The organism is Ancylobacter sp. (assembly GCF_965279025.1).
Lineage (GTDB): Bacteria > Pseudomonadota > Alphaproteobacteria > Rhizobiales > Xanthobacteraceae > Ancylobacter.
The window spans coordinates 500,006-518,429 of record NZ_OZ257132.1; the positions used below are offsets into that span (position 1 = coordinate 500,006).

An 18,424-nucleotide genomic window follows, 5' to 3' on the forward strand; every position below is an offset into this window, starting at 1 on the left:
CGCTCACTTCTTCTTCGAGTACATGGCGAGCATCCGGCTGGTCACCAGGAACCCGCCGAAAATGTTCACCGCCGCCAGGATGAGGCCGACAAAGCCGAAGCCCCGCGCCCATTCCGTGCCCTCGGCCACGGTGTCCACGCCCACCGCCAGCAGCGCGCCCACCACGATCACCGAGGAGATGGCGTTGGTCACGCTCATCAGCGGCGTGTGCAGCGCCGGCGTCACCGACCACACCACGTAATAGCCCACGCACACCGCCAGCACGAAGATGGCGAGGCGGAACACGAACGGGTCGATCGCCCCGCCGGTCAGCGCATGCGCCGCCGTTCCCGCGATATCGGCATAGTTCTGCGCCGCGACCTCGGCATAGGCCTGCGCCGCCTCCGCCGCCTGGCGCGCCACTTCCGCCGCCATGCGCGCGCCTTCGGCCGCGTTCTGCGCCACGGCGTCGGAGACGCCCGGTGCGTTCTGGGCGAGTATCACGCCCCCTGCCGGATTGGCCATTTCCTATCCCCTTGAAGACTGTTTCCCGGGGCCCAGCCGCACCCTCCCCGGCACGGCCGCCCCGCCTGATCGATCGGGTGACGCGGCCTACGCCGCCGAGACGTCCGCCGCCGCAGCCGGAGCCGCCGCAGCCTCAACCGCAATCTCTTGCGGCTTGAAGCCCGGATGCACCACCGCCCCGTCCTTGGTCAGCAGCGTCGCCTTCACCAGCTCGTCGTCCCACTTCACCGCCAGGCTCTTCGTCCCCTTGTCGACCAGCGTCTCGACAAACGCGTAGAGGTTCTTGGCGTAGAGCTGCGAGGCGGTCGCCGCCAGCCGGCCCGGCACGTTCAGATGCCCGACGATCTTCACCCCATTGGCCGTGGTGGCGACGTCGCCGGGCACCGCCCCTTCGACATTGCCGCCGCGCTCCACCGCGAGGTCGATCAGCACCGAGCCCGGCTTCATCGCCGCCACCATGTCGGCGGACACCAGCTTCGGCGCCGGCCGCCCGGGGATCAGCGCCGTGGTGATGACGATGTCCTGCTTGGCGATGTGCGCCGCCGTCAGCGCCGCCTGCTTGGCCTGGTACTCCGCCGACATCGCCTTGGCGTAGCCGCCCGAGGTCTCCGCCTGCTTGAACTCCTCGTCCTCCACCGCGATGAACTTCGCCCCTAAGCTCTCCACCTGCTCCTTCGCCGCCGGGCGCACATCGGTGGCCGACACCACCGCGCCCAGACGCCGCGCCGTGGCGATCGCCTGCAGGCCGGCAACGCCCGCCCCCATCACGAACACCCGCGCCGCCGGCACCGTGCCGGCCGCCGTCATCATCATCGGGAAGGCCCGGCCGAACTCCGCCGCCGCGTCGATCACCGCGCGGTAGCCGGCAAGGTTGGCCTGCGAGGACAGCACGTCCATCACCTGCGCCCGCGTGATGCGCGGCATCAGCTCCATGGCGAACAGGCTCACGCCGGTGCCGGCCACCTCGGCCAGCGCCGCCTCATGGCCGTGCGGGTCGGCGATGGCGATCACCAGCGCCCCGGGCTTCACCCCCGCGAGCGCCGCCGCCTCCGGCCGCCGCACGCCGAGCACGATATCCGCCCCGGCCACCGCCGCCGCATTATCCGCAACCACCGTGGCCCCCGCGCCCTCGTAATCGGCATCGCCGATCCCCGACGCCGACCCCGCACCCGACGCGACAAACACATCCGCCCCAAGCGAAACATACCGCTTGACCGTGTCCGAAGACGCGGAAACCCGTGGCTCAGAAGCGGTCGCTTCCCTCAATATCGCTATTCGCATGGCCTCACTCCCAAGATCGCCTTCCTCCCGAGAAGGTCGTTAACCGTTTCATTCATGCGTCGAGAACGACGAGCAGATCCTTGGCGTCGATCGACGCGCCGGGCGACGCCAAAATCTCCTGCACCGTGCCGGCGCGCGGGGCATGGATCGCCGTCTCCATCTTCATCGCCTCAATGGTCAGCAGCACGTCACCGGCCTTCACCGCCTGCCCGCTCAGCACGGCGAGCGAGGAGATGGTGCCGGGCATCGGCGCCGCGACGTGCCATTCATTGCCGGCCTCCGCCTTGCGCCGCCCGGCGACCTTTGGCACTGCGGCCCGGTCGGTCACCAGGATCATGCGCGGCTGGCCGTTGAGCTCGAAGAACACCTCGACCTGCCCGTCGTCGCGGGTCTCGCCCAGCGCGGTGAGCCGCACCATCAGCGTCTTGCCGCGCTCGATCTCGATCGTGGTCTCGTCGCCCGGCTTCATGCCGTAGAAGAACACCGGGGTCGGCAGCGCCGAGACCGGGCCGAACTTCGCCAGCACCGGGGCGAAGTCTGAGAACACCTTCGGGTACATGAGGTAGGAGGCGAGCTCCCGGTCGCTGGCGGTGCGGCCGAGCAGCGCCGACACATCCGCCCGCTCCGCTTCCAGATCGGCGTCTTCCAGCAGCGAGCCATAGCGAACGGTGATCGGCGCCTCGCCCTTCAGCGCCTTCTTCTGCAGCGCCTCCGGCCAGCCCCCGAGCGGCTGACCATATTCGCCGTGCAGCATCGCCACCGCCGAGGCCGGGAAGGCGACGTCGCGCGCGGGGTCGAGCACGTCGGCGGCCGACAGGCCCTGGCTCACCATCATCAAAGCGAGGTCGCCCACCACCTTGGAGGACGGCGTGACCTTGATGATGTCGCCGAACAGGTCATTGGCGTCGCGATAGGCCCGCGCCACCTCGTGCCAGCGGCTTTCTAGCCCCATGGAGCGCGCCTGCTCCTTGAGATTGGTAAACTGTCCGCCGGGCATTTCGTGCAGATAGACTTCCGAGGCCGGCCCCTTGAGGTCGCTCTCAAAGGCGGCGTACTGGGCGCGGACGCCTTCCCAATAGAAGCTGATCCGGCGGATCGCCTCCGGGTCGAGCCCGGTGTCGCGCTCCGAGCCGCGCAGCGCCTCGACGATGGAGCCGAGGCAGGGCTGCGAGGTCATGCCGCTCATCGCGTCCATGGCGAGATCGACGGCGTCGACTCCCGCCTCCACCGCCGCCAGCACCGAGGCGCCGGCGACGCCCGACGTGTCATGGGTGTGGAAGTGGATGGGCAGGCCGATCTCTTCCTTCAGCGCCTTGAACAGCACCTTGGCGGCGGCGGGCTTGACCAGGCCGCCCATGTCCTTGAGCCCGAGGACGTGGATGCCGGTCTTCTCCAGCTCCTTGGCCATCGAGACATAGTATTTCAGGTCGTATTTCGAGCGTGCCGGGTCGAGCAGGTCGCCGGCATAGCAGATGGCGCCCTCGACCAGCTTGCCGGTCTTCAGCGCCTCGTCGATCGAGACGCGCATGTTCTCGATCCAGTTGAGGCAGTCGAAGACGCGGAAGATGTCCATGCCGGCATCCGCGGCCTGGCGGATGAAGAAGCGCACGACATTGTCGGGGTAATTGGCGTAGCCGACGCCGTTGGCGCCGCGCACCAGCGTCTGCGTGAGGATATTGGGCACGCTCTCGCGGATCTTCGCCAGCACCTCCCACGGGTCTTCCGAGAGGAAGCGCATGGAGACGTCGAAGGCGGCGCCGCCCCAGCATTCCAGCGACAGCAGGCCGGGCAGGCCGCGCGCATAGGAATCGGCGACGCGGGCAATGTCGTGGCCGCGCATGCGGGTGGCGAGCAACGACTGGTGGGCGTCGCGCATCGTGGTGTCGGTCACCAGAACCCGCTCCTGCGCCAGCATCCAGTCGGCGAAGCCCTTGGGGCCAAGCTGGTCGAGCAGCTGCCGCGTCCCCGGCGCCGGCTCGTTGAGGAAGGCGGGCGGCTCGGGAATGCGGGCGGTGGCGGAAGGCCGGGCGCGGCCCTTCACTTCCGGATGGCCGTTCACCGTCACGTCGGCGATCCAGGCCAGCAGCTTGGTGGCACGGTCGCGGCGGCCGGTGAAATCGAACAGCTCGGGCGTGGTGTCGATGAACCGCGTTGTGTAGCGGCAGGCGGTGAAATCCGGGTGGGTCAGCACATTTTCGAGAAACGGCAGATTGGTCGCCACACCGCGAATGCGGTATTCGCGCAGCGCCCGGAACATGCGGGCGATCACCTCGTCGGATGAGGGCGCCCAGGCGGTCACCTTCTCAAGCATGGGATCGTAGAACCGCGTCACCACGGCGCCGGAATAGGCGGTGCCGCCATCCACGCGGATGCCGAAGCCCATGGCGCCGCGGTAGGCGGTGATGCGGCCATAGTCCGGAATGAAATTGTTCTCCGGATCCTCGGTGGTGATCCGGCACTGCATGGCATGGCCGTTGAGGCGAATCTCGCCCTGCACGGGGATGCCGGTTTCGGCGACGTTGCCGATATGGCCGCCTTCGAGGATCCTGATCTGCGCCTTGATGAGGTCGAGGCCGGTGACGACCTCGGTCACCGTGTGCTCGACCTGGATGCGCGGGTTCACCTCGATGAAATAATAGGCGCCGGTGTCGGCATCCATGAGGAATTCGACCGTGCCGGCGCCGACATAATCGGTCGCCCGGCCGATGGCGAGCGCCGCGTCGGTCAGGCCCTTGCGGGACGCCTCGTCGACATAAGGCGCCGGCGCGCGCTCGATGACCTTCTGGTTGCGGCGCTGGATGGTACAGTCGCGCTCGAACAGGTGGACGAGGCCGCCATGGGTGTCGCCGAGGATCTGCACCTCGACATGGCGGGCCCGGCGCACCAGCTTTTCGAGATAGACCTCATCCTTGCCGAAAGCGGCCTTGGCTTCGCGCTTCGCCGTCATGACGGCGTCCAGCAGCTTGTCCTCGGATTCGATGGGGCGCATGCCGCGCCCGCCGCCGCCCCAACTCGCCTTGAGCATGACGGGGTAGCCAACCGCGCGGGCCGCCGCCAGCACCGCCTCGGGGTCGTCGGGCAGCGGCTCGGTCGCCGGCATGACAGGCACGCCGACCGAAATGGCGAGGTTGCGCGCCGCCACCTTGTTGCCGAGGTCGCGCATGGTCTGCGGCGTCGGCCCGATGAAGATGATTCCCGATTCCGCACACGCCTCGGCGAATTCGGGACTCTCCGACAGGAAGCCGTAGCCGGGGTGGATGGCGTCGACCTTCGCCTCCTTGGCGACGCGGATCACCTCATCGATAGAGAGATAGGCGTCGATGGGGCCGAGCGGCTTGGGCAGCCACGGGCCGCGACCGACGAGATAGGCCTCGTCCGCCTTGAAGCGATGCAGGGAGAGCTTGTCCTCCTCCGCATAGATGGCGACCGTGGTGATGCCGAGCTCGGTGGCCGCGCGAAAGACGCGGATGGCGATTTCGGAGCGGTTTGCGACAAGGAGCTTCTTGATCGTGCGCGTCATGGCGTGGCGTCACCCGTGGTTGCGGTCTGCGAATGTTGAAAACTCGAAACCTGCATCCTGCTGCGAACCGACGGGGTGCCTCGCCTGCCTGTCGCTGCCGGAACCGGCAAAGCGACGATGCATCAGCCATGCCGGCTCCCTATCAGGAGACCGACGCCCCGGCCGATGCCGCATGCGTGACACGCATAGTGGTATACAGAATTCCGCATGCCAGCAAGATTTTTCAGCCGCCGCCGGTGACGCCGTGGCTTTCAAGGCGGTGGTAACGGGTGCCCCTGCGGCACGTCTATGTGAGGCTCCCGGCCCTTCGCGTCGCGAAAGAGACACGCTGCGGTGCAAGATAACATCCGAGAGACAGAACTAGACTTTTGGTTCATATGAGACACGCCGGTGCCGCGCATCGGCGAGCCCACCGACGGAGGAAATTATGGTTAGCAGGCGTGGACGCGCGACCAAGATCGTGGCGACGCTGGGTCCGGCTTCTTCAAGTCCGGAGATGATCAAGGCGCTGTATGAAGCCGGCGTCGACGTGTTCCGGCTGAACTTTAGCCACGGCACCCAGGAAAACCATGGCCGCGTGCTGGCCTCCGTGCGGGCGCTCGAGAAGGAAGTCCGGCGGCCCATCGGCGTGCTCGCGGACCTTCAGGGCCCCAAGCTGCGCCTCGGCCGCTTCGAGAACGGCTTCATCACCCTGACCGCCGGCTCGACCATCCGCTTCGACACCGACCCGACGCCGGGCAATGAGACACGTGTCTCGATCCCGCATCCGGAAATCCTTGAAGCCCTGAACGAGGGCTCCACCGTGCTGCTCGACGACGGCAAGGTGCGCGTGCGGGTGGTGAAGAAGGGCAATGGCTATATCGACGCGGAAGTCGTGGCCGGCAACAAGCTGTCCAACAACAAGGGCTTCAACGTCCCCGACGTTCTGCTGCCGGTCTCCGCGCTCACCGAGAAGGACCGCGCCGACCTGTTCTTCGCCCTCGACCTCGGCGTCGAGTGGATCGCGCTCTCCTTCGTGCAGCGCCCCGAGGACGTGATCGAGGCCAAGGAACTGATCCAGGGCCGCGCCCAGATCAACCTCAAGCTGGAAAAGCCGCTCGCGGTCGAGCACCTCACCCGCCTCACCGAGCTGTCGGACAGCATCATGGTGGCGCGCGGCGATCTCGGCGTCGAGTTGTCGCTGCCGGAAATCCCGGCGCTGCAGAAGCGCGTCATCCGCGAATCCCGTCGCCTCGGCAAGCCGGTGATCGTGGCGACGCAGATGCTGGAATCGATGATCAGCGCCCCGGTGCCGACCCGCGCTGAAGTCTCCGATGTCGCCACCGCCGTCTATGATGGCGCCGACGCGGTGATGCTTTCGGCCGAAAGCGCGGCCGGCCAGTACCCGGTCGAGGCCGTGGCGATGATGGACCAGATCATCAAGCAGGTGGAACGCGATCCCGGCTACCGCTCGATCATCGAATCCCAGCGTCCTGAGGAAGGCCATTCGGTGGCCGACGCGGTGACGCAGGCCGCCTATCACGCGGCGCTGTCGACCAATGCGGCGGCCATCGTCACCTACACCCTTTCCGGCACCACCACGCTGCATGCCGCGCGCGAGCGTCCGCGCATTCCGATCATCGGCATTGCCAGCCAGCTCTCAACCGCCCGCCGCCTCGTGATGTCCTATGGCGTCCACGTCGTGCACGCGCCGGAGGAGATCCACACCTTCGGCGAGATGGCGGCCAAGGCGACGCAGGTGACGGTGGAGCACGGCTTCGCCACCGAGGGCGACCTCATCGCCATCACCGCCGGCGTTCCCTTCGCCACGCCGGGCACCACCAATGTGCTGCGCCTCGTCACCATCGACAAGGCGATGGCCAGCCGTACGCCGCGCCCGGAAGAGACCGGCGACGCCATGCGCCCGCGCGCTGCGGCGATGAAGGCGGAGGACGCAGTGCTGCGCTCCGCACCCATCGAGCCGGCGACGGACTGAGACGCGGCACCCCGCGCACACGCGAAAGGCCCGCCAATGGCGGGCCTTTTTTGTGCGGACGCGCTCGACGCGACGGGGCTACCCTCCGAAATGCCGCCGGGCGAGCGCAAGCACAGCCTCGTCCGCTGTTTCAATCTCGTAGACCGAACTGTCGAACACGCGCACCATCAGCCATGGCGACGCCGCCGATCCCTCGAAGGCCTGGAACTCTCCCGTAATGACCTGAAGAACATCGTCCGTGCGGGCGCGCAAGGTCTCGCCCGACAGGCGTTGGCCGGTCCCGGCCATCGCCCGCGCCCAGCTGACATCGTGGCCTGGTGTGGCTGTCGCCCAGAATTCCCCCTCCTCGCCATGATCCAGTTCCCATGCGGCAGGGTCGCCACGCGGCTGCAAGAGCTGGAGAATGTCGCGCAGATGAACGTCGCGACCGTCACTCAGAACATATCGGAATGCGAAACGTGCCATGCGGCAGCGTGGCATAGTGGGCGCGAGGTGCAACAGTTGGGTCGGCCGACGGCGTGCAGAATCGCAGCAGCCCGGATGAAGCAATGGCGGCTTCAGAGCCACCAGGCGCCCGTCACGGAAAACGGCATCGGGCCGGTTTGACGCCTCTCCTCGGCCGAAAGGTCCGGCGACATGTAGTCGGAAGGACGGGATATCAGGATCAGCCTCACCGAAGCTGAGCTGTCGGTGGGCCATCGAAACCGGAAGATCCGCTCCTTCGCGCGCGTCCGGGCGGACCCGCCCCCTTGTCCGCCCCACGGGCAGCCGAGTCGAGCGACGGACCGTCCATCGGCAAACACCTCGACGAAAAGCCAGCGCTTCTCGGAAGGCGCCTCGGCGCGGATCTTCAGCACGCAGTTCCGGCGCCCGGCGGGCACGCCCATCTCGATCTCCTGCCGGAGGCCGACCTGCATGCGGGCAAGCTCCACCGGCCGGCGCCGGCTGAGAAGGCGGCGCACCGGCATTCCCGCCCCGATGGGCCGGCTATCGACGACAGGCGCGAAGCCGTCCCGGCGCAGCAGCCAGTTGGCGGCCCGGTCGGTCACCCTGTCGAGCAACGTGCGCGACTCCCAGTCGCGGACATAGCTGCGGTACTTCAGATGTTCGCCGAGCGACACCGGAGAGGCCGCGAGCGCGTGGATGACCTCCGCCGGAACCGCCACGCCCAGTTCCTGTCGCAGATAGCCGAGCCCCGCCATGCAGGCGAGAACCAGCGCATGCTCGCGCGCCGTCTTCACCAGGTCATCCCAGTCGATGGCCTGACGTTCGGCACGCGCCGCCGCGTCGAGCGCCCAGCCGCCGCCGCGCCCCATGGCCCCGTGCGCGAGGGTGATGACCAGCGAATCCGTGGTGCCCGGAACCAGGATCGCGCGGCCCGCCAGCGTGGCTGGAACGGCGCGCTGCCATAAGCGGGCGTCGAGGGCCGGCGAACGGCGGGAATGATGGAAGGGCGTGAGGTGAAAGTCGATCTCGCCGAATCGGCCCTTCCGCAGGTTGCCCCGCCGCAAGGCGGCGTCAGCCGTCTTCAGATAGGCCAGCGATATGCCATCGACATGCTCCCAGCCCTCCGCCTCCAAGACGGCAAGCGCGTCGGTCGATCGATCGGAAGGCACCAATATGTCGAGGTCGCCCATGAGACGGCGCGAGCCGGCAACAAGCGATTCCGCATAGTGGGCGCCGCCCTTGAAGACGATGACGGGAATCCCGGCGCCCTGGAGCACGTCCAGCGCCGGCAGCGCGTCGCGCAGCTTCATCTGCGTCTGCAGCCAGAAAGGCCGGACCAGACGCTCGATCCTGCCGCGCAGCGGCGTCTCAGGGTCGAGGGTGGCGAGGCGCGGCCCCAGCGACGACAGCAGTTTCAGCTCATGCTGCCCGATATCTGCCAGATACGGTCCCTGCGACCAGCGCCGCCAGGCCGGCACTGCGGCGTCCGGCGGCGCGAGGATCGCCCTCAGCAACAGATCGACCGAGACGCCCGGCCAGCTCGGGGCGGGTTTCATCCGACAGTCCTCCTTCGCGGTCGGCCGTTTCCCGACGCTTGGCCAGGCGACATGCGCATCGACCTAGGACGTCGCGACGATGTGGGGCGCGTCCAGCATTCGGGTGCGGCCGGCGAGGAGATCGTCGAAATAGGCGATGGTCGCCCGCAGGCCATCGTCGAGATCCGTCGTCGCCTTCCAGTCCAGGAGCTCGCGCGCGCGGCTCACGTCGGGACAACGGCGCTGGGGATCGTCCTGCGGCAGCGGCGTGGACACGATCTTCGACCGGGCACCCACGAGATCGATGATTCTCTGGGCAAGCGCGCGCACGGTGATTTCCACGGGGTTGCCGAGATTGACCGGCGTGAAAACGGAATCGGGCGCCGCCATCAGACGCAGCAGCCCGTCGATCAGATCGTCGCGATAGCAGAAGGAGCGCGTCTGCGCCCCGGCGCCGGTGACGGTGATGTCGCGCTGCTGCAGCGCCTGGATGATGAAGGTCGAGATCACGCGGCCATCGGCGGGCTGCATGCGCGGTCCGTAGGTATTGAAGATCCGGGCGACGCGGATCCTGACTCCGTACTGGCGGTGATAATCGGCGAACAGGGATTCGGCGCAGCGCTTGCCCTCGTCATAGCAAGCACGCAGGCCGTGAGGGTTGACGTTGCCCCAGTAACTCTCCTGCTGGGGATGGATGAGCGGGTCGCCATAGACCTCCGACGTCGAGGCTTGCAGCACCTTGGCGCCCGATCGCCGGGCACTGTCCAGTACGTTCAACGCACCGAGAACGCATGTCCGCGTGGTCTGTACTGGATCGCGCTGGTAATGGACCGGCGAGGCGGGGCAGGCGAGGTTGAAAATCTCATCGAACTCGCCGTCGAGGGGGGAACAGACGTCCTGCTCGATTAATTTGAATTTCGGATTATCTCGCAGATCGTCAATATTACTTTGACTTCCCGTCGAAAAATTGTCGACGCAGACCACTTCATTTCCAGATTTGACAATCTTTCCGCAGAGTAATGATCCGAGAAACCCTCCCCCGCCGCTGACCAGAACCCGCGCCATCTGCTTACTCCATTGAGCTTTCGCCGGTTCGCAACATACGCACGCCACGAAAAGCTGGCCGTAGCAAATAAGTCACAATCATATCAAATATGAATGCCCTGGGCTCGCCTGCCGCGTCACACATTTACACGAAAAGACAAGAATGTTACCGCTTGAGACCGTACGATCGTAATACGCTACTACAATCACAGCATGCACGCACTCGCCTCGACGAGGCGACATAGGAAATAAGATGAGCGACGTTTTTTCCGGCGTGTATGAAATAAACTCTCCTGATGTTGTGTCGGAATATTTCGAAGATCAGGCCGTCATACTCAATCTCGCAACAGGTCATTATTACAGCCTGGGCGGAATTGCTGGATCTCTTTGGGGGTTGTTGATTGGCGGACACGCGACGGACGCCATCCTGGAGAATTTGGCTGCGCAGCAGCCACAGCTGGTGGAAGGCGCGTCTGCCTTTGTCGCCGAGCTCATATCGTTCGGCCTGATCCGGCAGGCTCGGGCCGGCGCACCCGGAATGTCGATCGACGTGGCGTGGACGTCCGAGGCGCCGAAACTCGAGGTGTTCGAGGATCTTGCGGAACTCATTGCTGCCGATCCGGTCCACGATGTGGACCTGGAGGCCGGCTGGCCCGTGTTGCGTCCTCAATCGTGACGTTCACGCAGGCGCCCAAGGGCGTCGCGTCGGAAAACCTGGCAGGCTATGCGCGCCATCTCCTCGACGCCGCGTTCAAGACCGAAACGACGCGGCTCGAACGCCGGCGCTTCCGGCTGCCACGGCTCGGGCTCGACGTGTGGTTCGCCAGCGCGGCGCTCCGGCGCCTATGTGAGGGCGCGCTTGTCGAAGCCCCTCATTCGCAGGCCGTCGCGGAGGCCGAGATCTACGCGCTGCATGCCATGCAAGGGCAGTGGCCGTCTCCGCTCTATTGGCGGGACACGGCCGACATGTCGCCCCGCCATCTCGACCGCGCCTTGAGCGAAGACGGATTGCGCGGCTCCTATCATGACCTGCCGAGCTGGCAGATCTACGATCCTGCAACCCGCCGGGGCGTGCAGTCCCTCGCCTCGCCCCTCGCCTTTCCTCCCTGGGAATCGACGTCGCCTCTGCGGCTGTTCCTGCACTGGGCCTATGCAGCCGCGGGGCTTCGGCTGACCCATGCGGCCACGCTCGGCCGAAATGGCGCGGGGGTGCTGCTCGCCGGCGCCGGCGGCTCCGGCAAATCAGGCACGACACTGGCCGGCATTCTCCATGGCCTCGACAGCGCCGGGGACGATTACGTCGTGGTCGAGCCGGGCCCGACGGTCATCGCCCATGCCATTTTCCGGAACTTCAAGCAGGATCCGGGCGGGCTCGAACGCGCAGGTCTCGCCCGAATGGGCCGCGAGAGACCGCTCAACTGGCAGGGCAAGATCGAATTCAATCCGGCCGACCTCGGACGGCCCCTCTCGGCGCAGATGGACATCCGCGCCATCCTGCTGCCCCACGTCGCACGCGCCGGCCGGACGACGCTCACGCCCGCCTCGGCGCAGCAGGCGGCGCTGGCGCTGGCGCCGTCGGCCGTGCTGCAGTTCTCCGGCGACTCGCAGCAGGGCTTCCGCTTTTTCGCGGATCTGGCGCGGCGCCTGCCGGCCTTCCATCTGAACCTGTCCGAGGACCCGGTGGAAATCACATCCGTCCTGTCGGCCTTCTTCGACCGGGGCTTCGCACATGCCGGTTAGCGTTATCATGCCCGCCCTCGACGCCGCCCGCTTCATTGAAGCGGCCCTGGGCTCGCTGCTGCGGGAGCGGGACAGCGTTGCCCTCGACATCGTCGTGGTCGACGACGGCTCGACCGACGACACCTGCGACATCGTCCAGGGCATGGCGCGGAGCTTTCCCGAGATACGCCTTGTTCCAAACGCCGGCCGGGGCATTCCCGCCGGGCGCAACACCGGCCTCGCGGCGAGCCGCCCCGACAGCCGGTTCATCACCTTTCTCGACTCGGACGACCTTTCCTATCCCGGGCGGATCGCGCGGCAGAGGGAGTTGCTGGCCACACAGGATTACGATGCTGTGTACGGGCTCCTGCAACTGTTCAGGGTCCTAGACGAAGCGACGCAGGCGCCCGCTGCGGGCTTTCCGACCCGCGTCATGCGCGGGCCCTACCTCCAGTCCTCGATGTACCGTGCCGACGCGATCCGTTCGCTCGGTCCCTTCGACGAAAACTTCCGGCAGGGCGAAGACACCGAATTCGTGCTGAGGGCCATCGACCGCGCCTTGCGGCTGCACCGGGAAGACGCGATCGCGGCCTATTACCGTCGGCATGACAAGAACACCACGCGCAACACGGAGGAAGTGCAGCGTTTTTTCCGGCTGGCGACGATGCGATGGGCCATGCGCCGCCGCGTCAAAGGGAAAGTGGAACTGCCGCCGATCTTCGCCGAACTGTTCGAAGGTCCTGCGAATATCGAACTGGACATGGAAACGTGAGCCTCGATTACTCGGTCGTCATCCCCGCCTACAACGCCGCCGGCACCCTGGGCGAGGCCATTCGTTCCATTCTGGCGCAGACATTGCCGCCAGACGCCATCATCGTGGTGGATGACGGCTCCACCGATGACACCGCCGCGGTCGCCACGGCTTTCGGGTCTCCGGTCACGGTGGTTCGGCAGCATAATCAGGGCCCGGGAGCCGCTACCACGGCGGGCTTTCGCGAGGTCGCCACCCCCTATTTCGCGACGCTCGATGCAGACGATGTCTGGCTGCCGCCAAAGATGGAGGTGCAGGCGGCGCGCCTCGTGGGCAGCCCCGACATCACGGCCGCGTTCAGTCTCGCCCGCCAGTTCAAGGACGGCGAGACGCCGGATCCGCATGTCGGCCCGGAATATCGCCTGTGGACGCGCACCACCATGGTGCTGAAGACCGAGTCGGCCCGCCAGGTCGGTGACTTCCACGATTTTCCCGGCCGCCTCGGCGAACTTGTCGACTGGCTCGGCCGCAGCCGGGATCTGGGCCATCGCCATGTGATGGTCGAAGAGGTTCTCGCGATGCGCCGCGTGAGAGCCGGCAGCCTTAGCCATTCGATCGACGCGACGAGGGCGCGCGGATATCTCGTCGCCGTGCATCAGGCGATGAAACGGCGGCAGGCACGCCAGGCGGGCCCGGACGACGAAGGGTCGCCGGTGTGAAGCGGGCCGGCCTGCGCCTTCTCGCGGAGAGGAGCAGCCCCCCGCCGGGTGTCGACGCCCTGCTGCGCGCTGCGCTGGCCGACGCGCCAACAGCCGCCGAAGCCTGGGCCGCCTTTGAGCGCGCCGCCGATCTCGACCAATTGCCCGGCGTGGAAATGTGCCTCATAGGCCTAGTGTCCAAGCGCCTGCCGGCAATCGCGCCGAAGAGCGTTCATCGCGGCCGGGTCGGCGGCATCGAACGCGCCAACTGGTCGCGCGCGCAGCTTGTCATAGGTGAGGCCGCCTCGGCCTTGCATACGCTGGCGACGCAGGACCTGCCGGCTCTGCTCCTCGGCGAGGCCGCCCGGAGCGCGGCCGGCAACGCGCTGGGTCGCGGCCGCCCGTTCGGTGTCGTTGAACTCTGTGTGCGGCAGGGGGACATGATGCGCGTCCATGATCGACTGACCGCCGAGGGCTGGCAGGCCGCACCACCGGGCGCTGTCGGCCGGAAACGTGACCAGCCAGCGTATTCCTGCCGTTTCACGCGCGGGGTTTTCGGCTCCCTTGAGGTGCGGCGCTCCCCCTACCCGCCGGGCCGTTCCGAAGCGGCCGGCGCTGACGACCTCTGGCAGCGGGCCGGGGCCGGAACCTTCGGCGGGGCGCCCGCCCTGCTTCCCGCGGCGACCGACGCTCTCATGGTCTCGATCGCCGACGGCGTACGCCGCTCCTGCTTCAATGGCCTCTGGCTGGCGGACGTCGCCATGTCCACCGCGGCGGAGATTGACTGGCCCTTGGTTGAAGAAGCGAGCCGCCGCCAGGGTCTGGACGCGGCGTCCTTCTTCTCGCTTCGCTATGCGCGCGAACGCCTGATGCGTCCTATTCCACCGGAAGCGCTGGACCGCCTGGAACGGACGGCAGCCGCCGACGCCCTGCACAGCTTCGCCCTGCTCGCGGAGTGCCGTTCGGGCGCCGGCACGACCCGCGCCTCGCAGGGTCTGTCGCGCGTTCTCCGGCGGATACGCCGCCTATCAAGGCAATAGATTACCTATCGTCACTTATCCACGCGCGTCGAGCCCTGCCCGCTTGCCAAGCGATCGCCGCGCCGCCCATTGTGGGTCAATAACACTACCCGCATCTGCGACGAAGGAAATGCGCGTGTTCGATCCGGTTGCCCTCACGGGACGCGTGGGGCGGGGACTTGCCCGACGGCTCAGGCGCCTGCTGCCCTCGCCCAATGCCTCGCCCTTCGAGGGTGAGCGGCTTCCGGAATTACGGGGCAAGCCGATCCCGTTTGGGCCGGTGCGTCTGCTTTCGGCAAACCCACCCATCTTCCTGTCGGGAATGCCCTATGACGAATTCCTCGGCATCGCGCCCAGCTTTGCCGCCCGGTATGGCGACGCCAAAGCCGGCTTCATCGTCTATCCCACGTGGTCGGTGGAGTCCGTCGAGAAGGCCAAATACATCGCCTACAGCGTCGCCCGGCATGTCCGCCAGTACAGCAATCACCGATTCACTTACATCTGCAATACCCAAGGTGAAGCTGACCTCCTGAACCGCTTCGGGCAGAAGGCACTGTTCCTGAACCACAAATTCACAGTATCGGAAGATATTTTCCGTCCGCTGGAGGGGGCGAATGCTGAGTTCGACGCGATCTATAATGCGCGCTTTGTTGCCGGCAAGCGGCATGAGCTGGCGGCGGAGATCGATCGGGTCGCCTATGTAACCTATGCCGAGCCGCAGGAAAGCCGGCAGATCGAATTCCGTACGCTCTGGAATGACACGCTGGAACGCAATCCACGTCATGCTCTTCTGAACAAACTGGAACGTGGCCTGCCGGTGGCTCTGACGCACGCGGAGGTCAATGAGGCTCAGAACCGGGCATCCGTCGGATTGATATTGTCGCAAATTGAAGGAGCGAGCTACGCGACCGTGGAGTACATGCTTGCGGGGCTGCCCGTCGTCAGCACCCGGAGCATTGGCGGCCGCGACGTCTTTTTCGACGATGCGTATTGCGCCGTCGTCGATGCCGATCCCCGTGCCGTTCGCGACGCCGTCGCCGCCTTGAAGGCGCGCAACATTCCACGGGAATTCATCCGTGCCCAGACCCTGAAGCGGATCGAGCCGGACCGACGGCGTTTTCTCAACCTGGTGGACACGCTGCTGGAGGACCTGGACGAGAGCCCGCGCTTCCAGGGCGTCGCCTGGCCTTTCTCGTCCCAGAGCGGCGTGCCATGGGACGGTTTCAAGCATCATCTCGCCGCCTTCGAACGCGCGCGCAGCGACGGGGGCAATGAGGGGTTATGAGTTCCAGCGATCTCCTGCCGCGCCAGGATCACGCCACAACGAATTCGGATGATCTTGCCGTTGGCGGGACGCCGGTCGCCGGCCTTCGCGCGCCGCTGCTCAGCTTCGTGGTGGTCAACTGGAATTATGGCCGTTTCGTCGGGCAGATGCTCGAGTCCATACAGGAGCAGGACTATCCGCACTTCGAGTGCGTGGTCGTCGACAACGGCTCCAGCGACAATAGTCTTGAGGTCATTGAACGCTATGTCGGCTCGGACAGCCGGTTCCGCCTGATCCGCCTTGCGCAGAATATCGGCCAGCTCGGCGGCGCCTTCACCGGCCTGCGCGCGGTATCCGGCGAATTCGTCGCGCTGATCGACGCCGACGACGTGCTGTTTCCGAACTTTGCCTCGACACATATTCAGGTTCACCTGTCGCTTGTCGATACCGCCGCCCTGACGTCCAGCAACGTCATTGAGGTGAACGCGGAGAACCGGGTGCTTTCCTCGACCTGCTGGCGGCAGATCAAGCGGGCGCGCGATGCCGAGAACGCCATGCGCGAGGACGGGTTGGTGGCGCGCCTTCCGCAGATTTCGGCGGCGTTCTATCGCTCGGCCCTTGCCCCACGCGTTTCCCGCGCCCCGCGCGAGGCAACGGGCTGGCTTTGGTCGCCTGGCACCAGCAACGTGATGCGCCGCTCCATCGCGGAACTGTTCGTCAATGATGAAACACAGCCGCCGATGATCCCTTCCGACAGCTATTTCCTCAAACTCTGTCACGCCTTTGGCGGCACCGCCTTCATCGACATGCCCCTGTCCAGTCGAAGGGTGCATGGCGCCAACTATTTTGCATCGAGGGAAGAGATTTCGGGGGTGCGGACCACCTCGCAGGCTTTTGCCGACGGCATCAGGGGCATCGACGTCGACCTGGAGAATATGCGCAGCGTGGTGACGAACGCTGTTAAAAATTATTGGGTACTTGGTTCCTACTTCTGGACCTTGCTCGATAATCTGACGAGCCGTGAGTCATATGCGCGGAGCCGCTATTACAACGCGCCAAGCGTCGTGACGCTTTTTCGCGATTATTCAAAGACCCTGCTTCGGGCCAGCGGGAAAAACGCGTTTCTCTGGGCGGTGACCTCGCGGTTCAACGTCATGAACAGCCGCAAGATTGTCCGGGCGGCATTCGATGGCCACCTGCCTGTCGCCTATTATGTCTGGATGGCCATGCCCATCGGTTTCCCGCCCCAGGGATGGTGGCGGAAAATCGCCGATTCGCTGCGCTGAAGCTGCGCCGGGCGCGTCGGACGAGTCAGCGGCGATCCGCCGGTGGCGGAACGAGCGCAAGATAGGCCATGGCGGACGCCTCGGCAGAAAACGCCTGGGCTCTTTGGCGGAGCACCGCCACGGGAACGGGCGCGTCCAGCTGCTGTTCGATTGCCGTCGCCATGGCTTCGGCGTCGCCCACCGCAACCAGCCCGCCATACCGCCCGCCGTCGAGAATTTCAGGCGGCCCCGTGGGGCAGTCGGTGCTGACCACCGGGGTCCCGCAGGCCATTGCCTCGACGAGTACATTGCCGAAGCCTTCGCGCTCGGAGGAGAGCACCAGCACCGACGCCCGCGCCATCCAGGCGAAGGGGTTGTCGTGAAAGCCGACCAACTCGGCGCTGCCGGTCAAGCCCAGTTCGGCGATGCGCGCCTGAAGGTTCGCTTGCTCGCTGCCCGCGCCGAGGATGAGCAGCCGCACGGGCCGCCGCCGGCGTAGAAGGGCGACGGCGTCCAGCAGCGTGCGATGACCCTTGACGGTCTCCAGCCGGCCGACGGCCATGACGACAGGCGTTTCGCGGCTGGCCAGCCAGGGATGGGGAATCGGCGCGCGGGCTCGCGCCTCGATCGAGGCATGCCAGACCGGATTGTGGATCGCCCGGATCGTCTTCTCCGGGACGCCCATGATCGACTCGAGCTTGGCCGCCAGGCCCGGGCCGACGGCGACCAGCGAATCCGCCAGGCGGCCATTTCGCTTGCTCATCCAGCTCAGCAGCCGCGTGCGCGAAATATCCCGGCCGACCGCAGAGGCGGCAAGTTCATGATAGGTGAAGACGACCCAGGGGCGGGGCCGCACGGTTCGCGCACCCCACGCCGAAAAGGCATTCGGCAGGTTGCCGGCGGAAATCACCACATCGGGCCGCTCCCGTCGCAGATAGGCGACAAAGCGCAGGAAGCCCGTCCTCATCCGGACGGCACCGAGATCGACCACCCGGACACGGGCGTCGATCTCGTCTGCATAGGCCTTGCTGCCGAGGCTCATCAGCAAAAGGTCGACCCGATGCCCGAGGCTCGCAAACTCCGTGGCGAGGCGCACCAACACCCGCTCCGTGCCGCCGCCGGCAAGCGTTGTGTAATAAAGGGTGATGTGCATCCGTAATGTACTCGCACGCAGGGCGACGGCGTCATCTGAATTCGGCTACCCGCATTGATGACTATGGCCGGGCCGTTTTCACGCAGAACTCCCTGCGGGATCCGGCCCATCCCATCGCCCGGGAACAATAGCCGCGATCATGGACGTCACGACAGACGCTGAGGGGATCTTCGTGCGTGAGCGGGCGGTGACGTCGTGACGGCTCGGATTTTTGTCGACTCGCGTGACGTGCACACCAGGAACTCACGG

General features: G+C 66.2%; 15 protein-coding genes. 8 read left to right on the plus strand and 7 right to left on the minus strand.

Translation table 11 applies throughout. The features are described from left to right. Positions 1-3 precede the first annotated feature (3 nt). From ACQY76_RS02310 to pyc, 3 genes are all read right to left on the minus strand, one after another. Positions 4-504 carry an NAD(P) transhydrogenase subunit alpha gene (locus ACQY76_RS02310; RefSeq protein WP_428031309.1) on the minus strand — a complete coding sequence of 167 codons (501 nt, stop codon included), beginning with the start codon at positions 502-504 and terminating at the stop codon, positions 4-6. An 87-nt stretch (positions 505-591) separates the two neighbouring features. Next, entirely contained in the window at positions 592-1,785 is a 1,194-nt protein-coding gene (locus tag ACQY76_RS02315; protein ID WP_428031310.1) for a Re/Si-specific NAD(P)(+) transhydrogenase subunit alpha, read from the minus strand. A gap of 52 nt (positions 1,786-1,837) precedes the next feature. Continuing rightward, positions 1,838-5,305 carry a pyruvate carboxylase gene (gene pyc, locus ACQY76_RS02320; RefSeq protein ID WP_428031311.1) on the minus strand — a complete coding sequence of 1,156 codons (3,468 nt, stop codon included), beginning with the start codon at positions 5,303-5,305 and terminating at the stop codon, positions 1,838-1,840. A gap of 427 nt (positions 5,306-5,732) precedes the next feature. Here pyc and pyk point away from each other — a divergent pair, with 427 nt between their 5' ends. After that, a complete protein-coding gene (gene pyk / locus ACQY76_RS02325) occupies positions 5,733-7,280 on the plus strand; it encodes a pyruvate kinase (protein ID WP_428031312.1) in 1,548 nt (515 codons plus the stop codon). Between the two features lie 78 nt (positions 7,281-7,358). Here the strand turns inward: pyk and ACQY76_RS02330 are convergent, their stop codons facing one another. The 3 genes from ACQY76_RS02330 to ACQY76_RS02340 form a co-directional block, all read right to left on the minus strand. Then, positions 7,359-7,745, minus strand: a complete 387-nt coding sequence (locus ACQY76_RS02330; RefSeq protein WP_428031313.1) for a hypothetical protein — start codon at positions 7,743-7,745, stop codon at positions 7,359-7,361. 92 nt (positions 7,746-7,837) lie between these two features. Beyond that, positions 7,838-9,283: a nucleotidyltransferase family protein gene (locus tag ACQY76_RS02335; RefSeq protein WP_428031314.1), complete on the minus strand. Its 1,446-nt coding sequence runs from the start codon at positions 9,281-9,283 to the stop codon at positions 7,838-7,840. Between the two features lie 63 nt (positions 9,284-9,346). Continuing rightward, complete coding sequence (locus tag ACQY76_RS02340; RefSeq protein WP_428031315.1) at positions 9,347-10,327, minus strand: UDP-glucuronic acid decarboxylase family protein; 981 nt, start codon at positions 10,325-10,327, stop codon at positions 9,347-9,349. A gap of 232 nt (positions 10,328-10,559) precedes the next feature. On the opposite strand from ACQY76_RS02340, the gene ACQY76_RS02345 reads away from it, so the two are divergent. From ACQY76_RS02345 to ACQY76_RS02375, 7 genes are all read left to right on the plus strand, one after another. Then, entirely contained in the window at positions 10,560-10,982 is a 423-nt protein-coding gene (locus ACQY76_RS02345; protein WP_428031316.1) for a PqqD family protein, read from the plus strand. Beyond that, a complete protein-coding gene (locus ACQY76_RS02350; RefSeq protein WP_428031317.1) occupies positions 10,979-12,046 on the plus strand; it encodes a serine kinase in 1,068 nt (355 codons plus the stop codon). Before ACQY76_RS02345 ends, ACQY76_RS02350 begins: the two co-directional genes overlap by 4 nt. Positions 12,047-12,053: 7 nt before the next feature. Then, positions 12,054-12,797, plus strand: a complete 744-nt coding sequence (locus tag ACQY76_RS02355; protein WP_428031318.1) for a glycosyltransferase family 2 protein — start codon at positions 12,054-12,056, stop codon at positions 12,795-12,797. Beyond that, on the plus strand, positions 12,794-13,495 hold the full coding sequence (locus ACQY76_RS02360) for a glycosyltransferase family 2 protein (RefSeq protein ID WP_428031319.1): 702 nt from the start codon (positions 12,794-12,796) through the stop codon (positions 13,493-13,495). Before ACQY76_RS02355 ends, ACQY76_RS02360 begins: the two co-directional genes overlap by 4 nt. Then, positions 13,492-14,514, plus strand: coding sequence for a nucleotidyltransferase family protein (locus ACQY76_RS02365; RefSeq protein ID WP_428031320.1), 1,023 nt, complete (start codon positions 13,492-13,494; stop codon positions 14,512-14,514). The genes ACQY76_RS02360 and ACQY76_RS02365 overlap by 4 nt, the downstream gene beginning before the upstream one ends. A 115-nt stretch (positions 14,515-14,629) precedes the next feature. Further along, positions 14,630-15,778 (plus strand): glycosyltransferase, encoded by a 1,149-nt coding sequence (locus ACQY76_RS02370; RefSeq protein WP_428031321.1) that lies wholly within the window; start codon positions 14,630-14,632, stop codon positions 15,776-15,778. After that, positions 15,775-17,043, plus strand: coding sequence for a glycosyltransferase family 2 protein (locus tag ACQY76_RS02375; protein WP_428031322.1), 1,269 nt, complete (start codon positions 15,775-15,777; stop codon positions 17,041-17,043). The genes ACQY76_RS02370 and ACQY76_RS02375 overlap by 4 nt, the downstream gene beginning before the upstream one ends. Before the next feature lie 25 nt (positions 17,044-17,068). Here ACQY76_RS02375 and ACQY76_RS02380 read toward each other — a convergent pair whose 3' ends face one another. Further along, positions 17,069-18,175 carry a glycosyltransferase gene (locus tag ACQY76_RS02380; protein WP_428031323.1) on the minus strand — a complete coding sequence of 369 codons (1,107 nt, stop codon included), beginning with the start codon at positions 18,173-18,175 and terminating at the stop codon, positions 17,069-17,071. Positions 18,176-18,424 lie beyond the last annotated feature (249 nt).

Excerpts from the sequence above, each read along its gene's own strand:
- ACQY76_RS02310 (WP_428031309.1), bottom strand. The coding sequence starts at position 504 with ATGGCCAATCCGGCAGGGGGCGTGATACTCGCCCAGAACGCACCGGGC.
- ACQY76_RS02315 (WP_428031310.1), bottom strand. The coding sequence starts at position 1,785 with ATGCGAATAGCGATATTGAGGGAAGCGACCGCTTCTGAGCCACGGGTT.
- pyc (WP_428031311.1), bottom strand. The coding sequence starts at position 5,305 with ATGACGCGCACGATCAAGAAGCTCCTTGTCGCAAACCGCTCCGAAATC.
- pyk (WP_428031312.1), top strand. The coding sequence starts at position 5,733 with ATGGTTAGCAGGCGTGGACGCGCGACCAAGATCGTGGCGACGCTGGGT.
- ACQY76_RS02330 (WP_428031313.1), bottom strand. The coding sequence starts at position 7,745 with ATGGCACGTTTCGCATTCCGATATGTTCTGAGTGACGGTCGCGACGTT.
- ACQY76_RS02335 (WP_428031314.1), bottom strand. The coding sequence starts at position 9,283 with ATGAAACCCGCCCCGAGCTGGCCGGGCGTCTCGGTCGATCTGTTGCTG.
- ACQY76_RS02340 (WP_428031315.1), bottom strand. The coding sequence starts at position 10,327 with ATGGCGCGGGTTCTGGTCAGCGGCGGGGGAGGGTTTCTCGGATCATTA.
- ACQY76_RS02345 (WP_428031316.1), top strand. The coding sequence starts at position 10,560 with ATGAGCGACGTTTTTTCCGGCGTGTATGAAATAAACTCTCCTGATGTT.
- ACQY76_RS02355 (WP_428031318.1), top strand. The coding sequence starts at position 12,054 with ATGCCCGCCCTCGACGCCGCCCGCTTCATTGAAGCGGCCCTGGGCTCG.
- ACQY76_RS02375 (WP_428031322.1), top strand. The coding sequence starts at position 15,775 with ATGAGTTCCAGCGATCTCCTGCCGCGCCAGGATCACGCCACAACGAAT.
- ACQY76_RS02380 (WP_428031323.1), bottom strand. The coding sequence starts at position 18,175 with ATGCACATCACCCTTTATTACACAACGCTTGCCGGCGGCGGCACGGAG.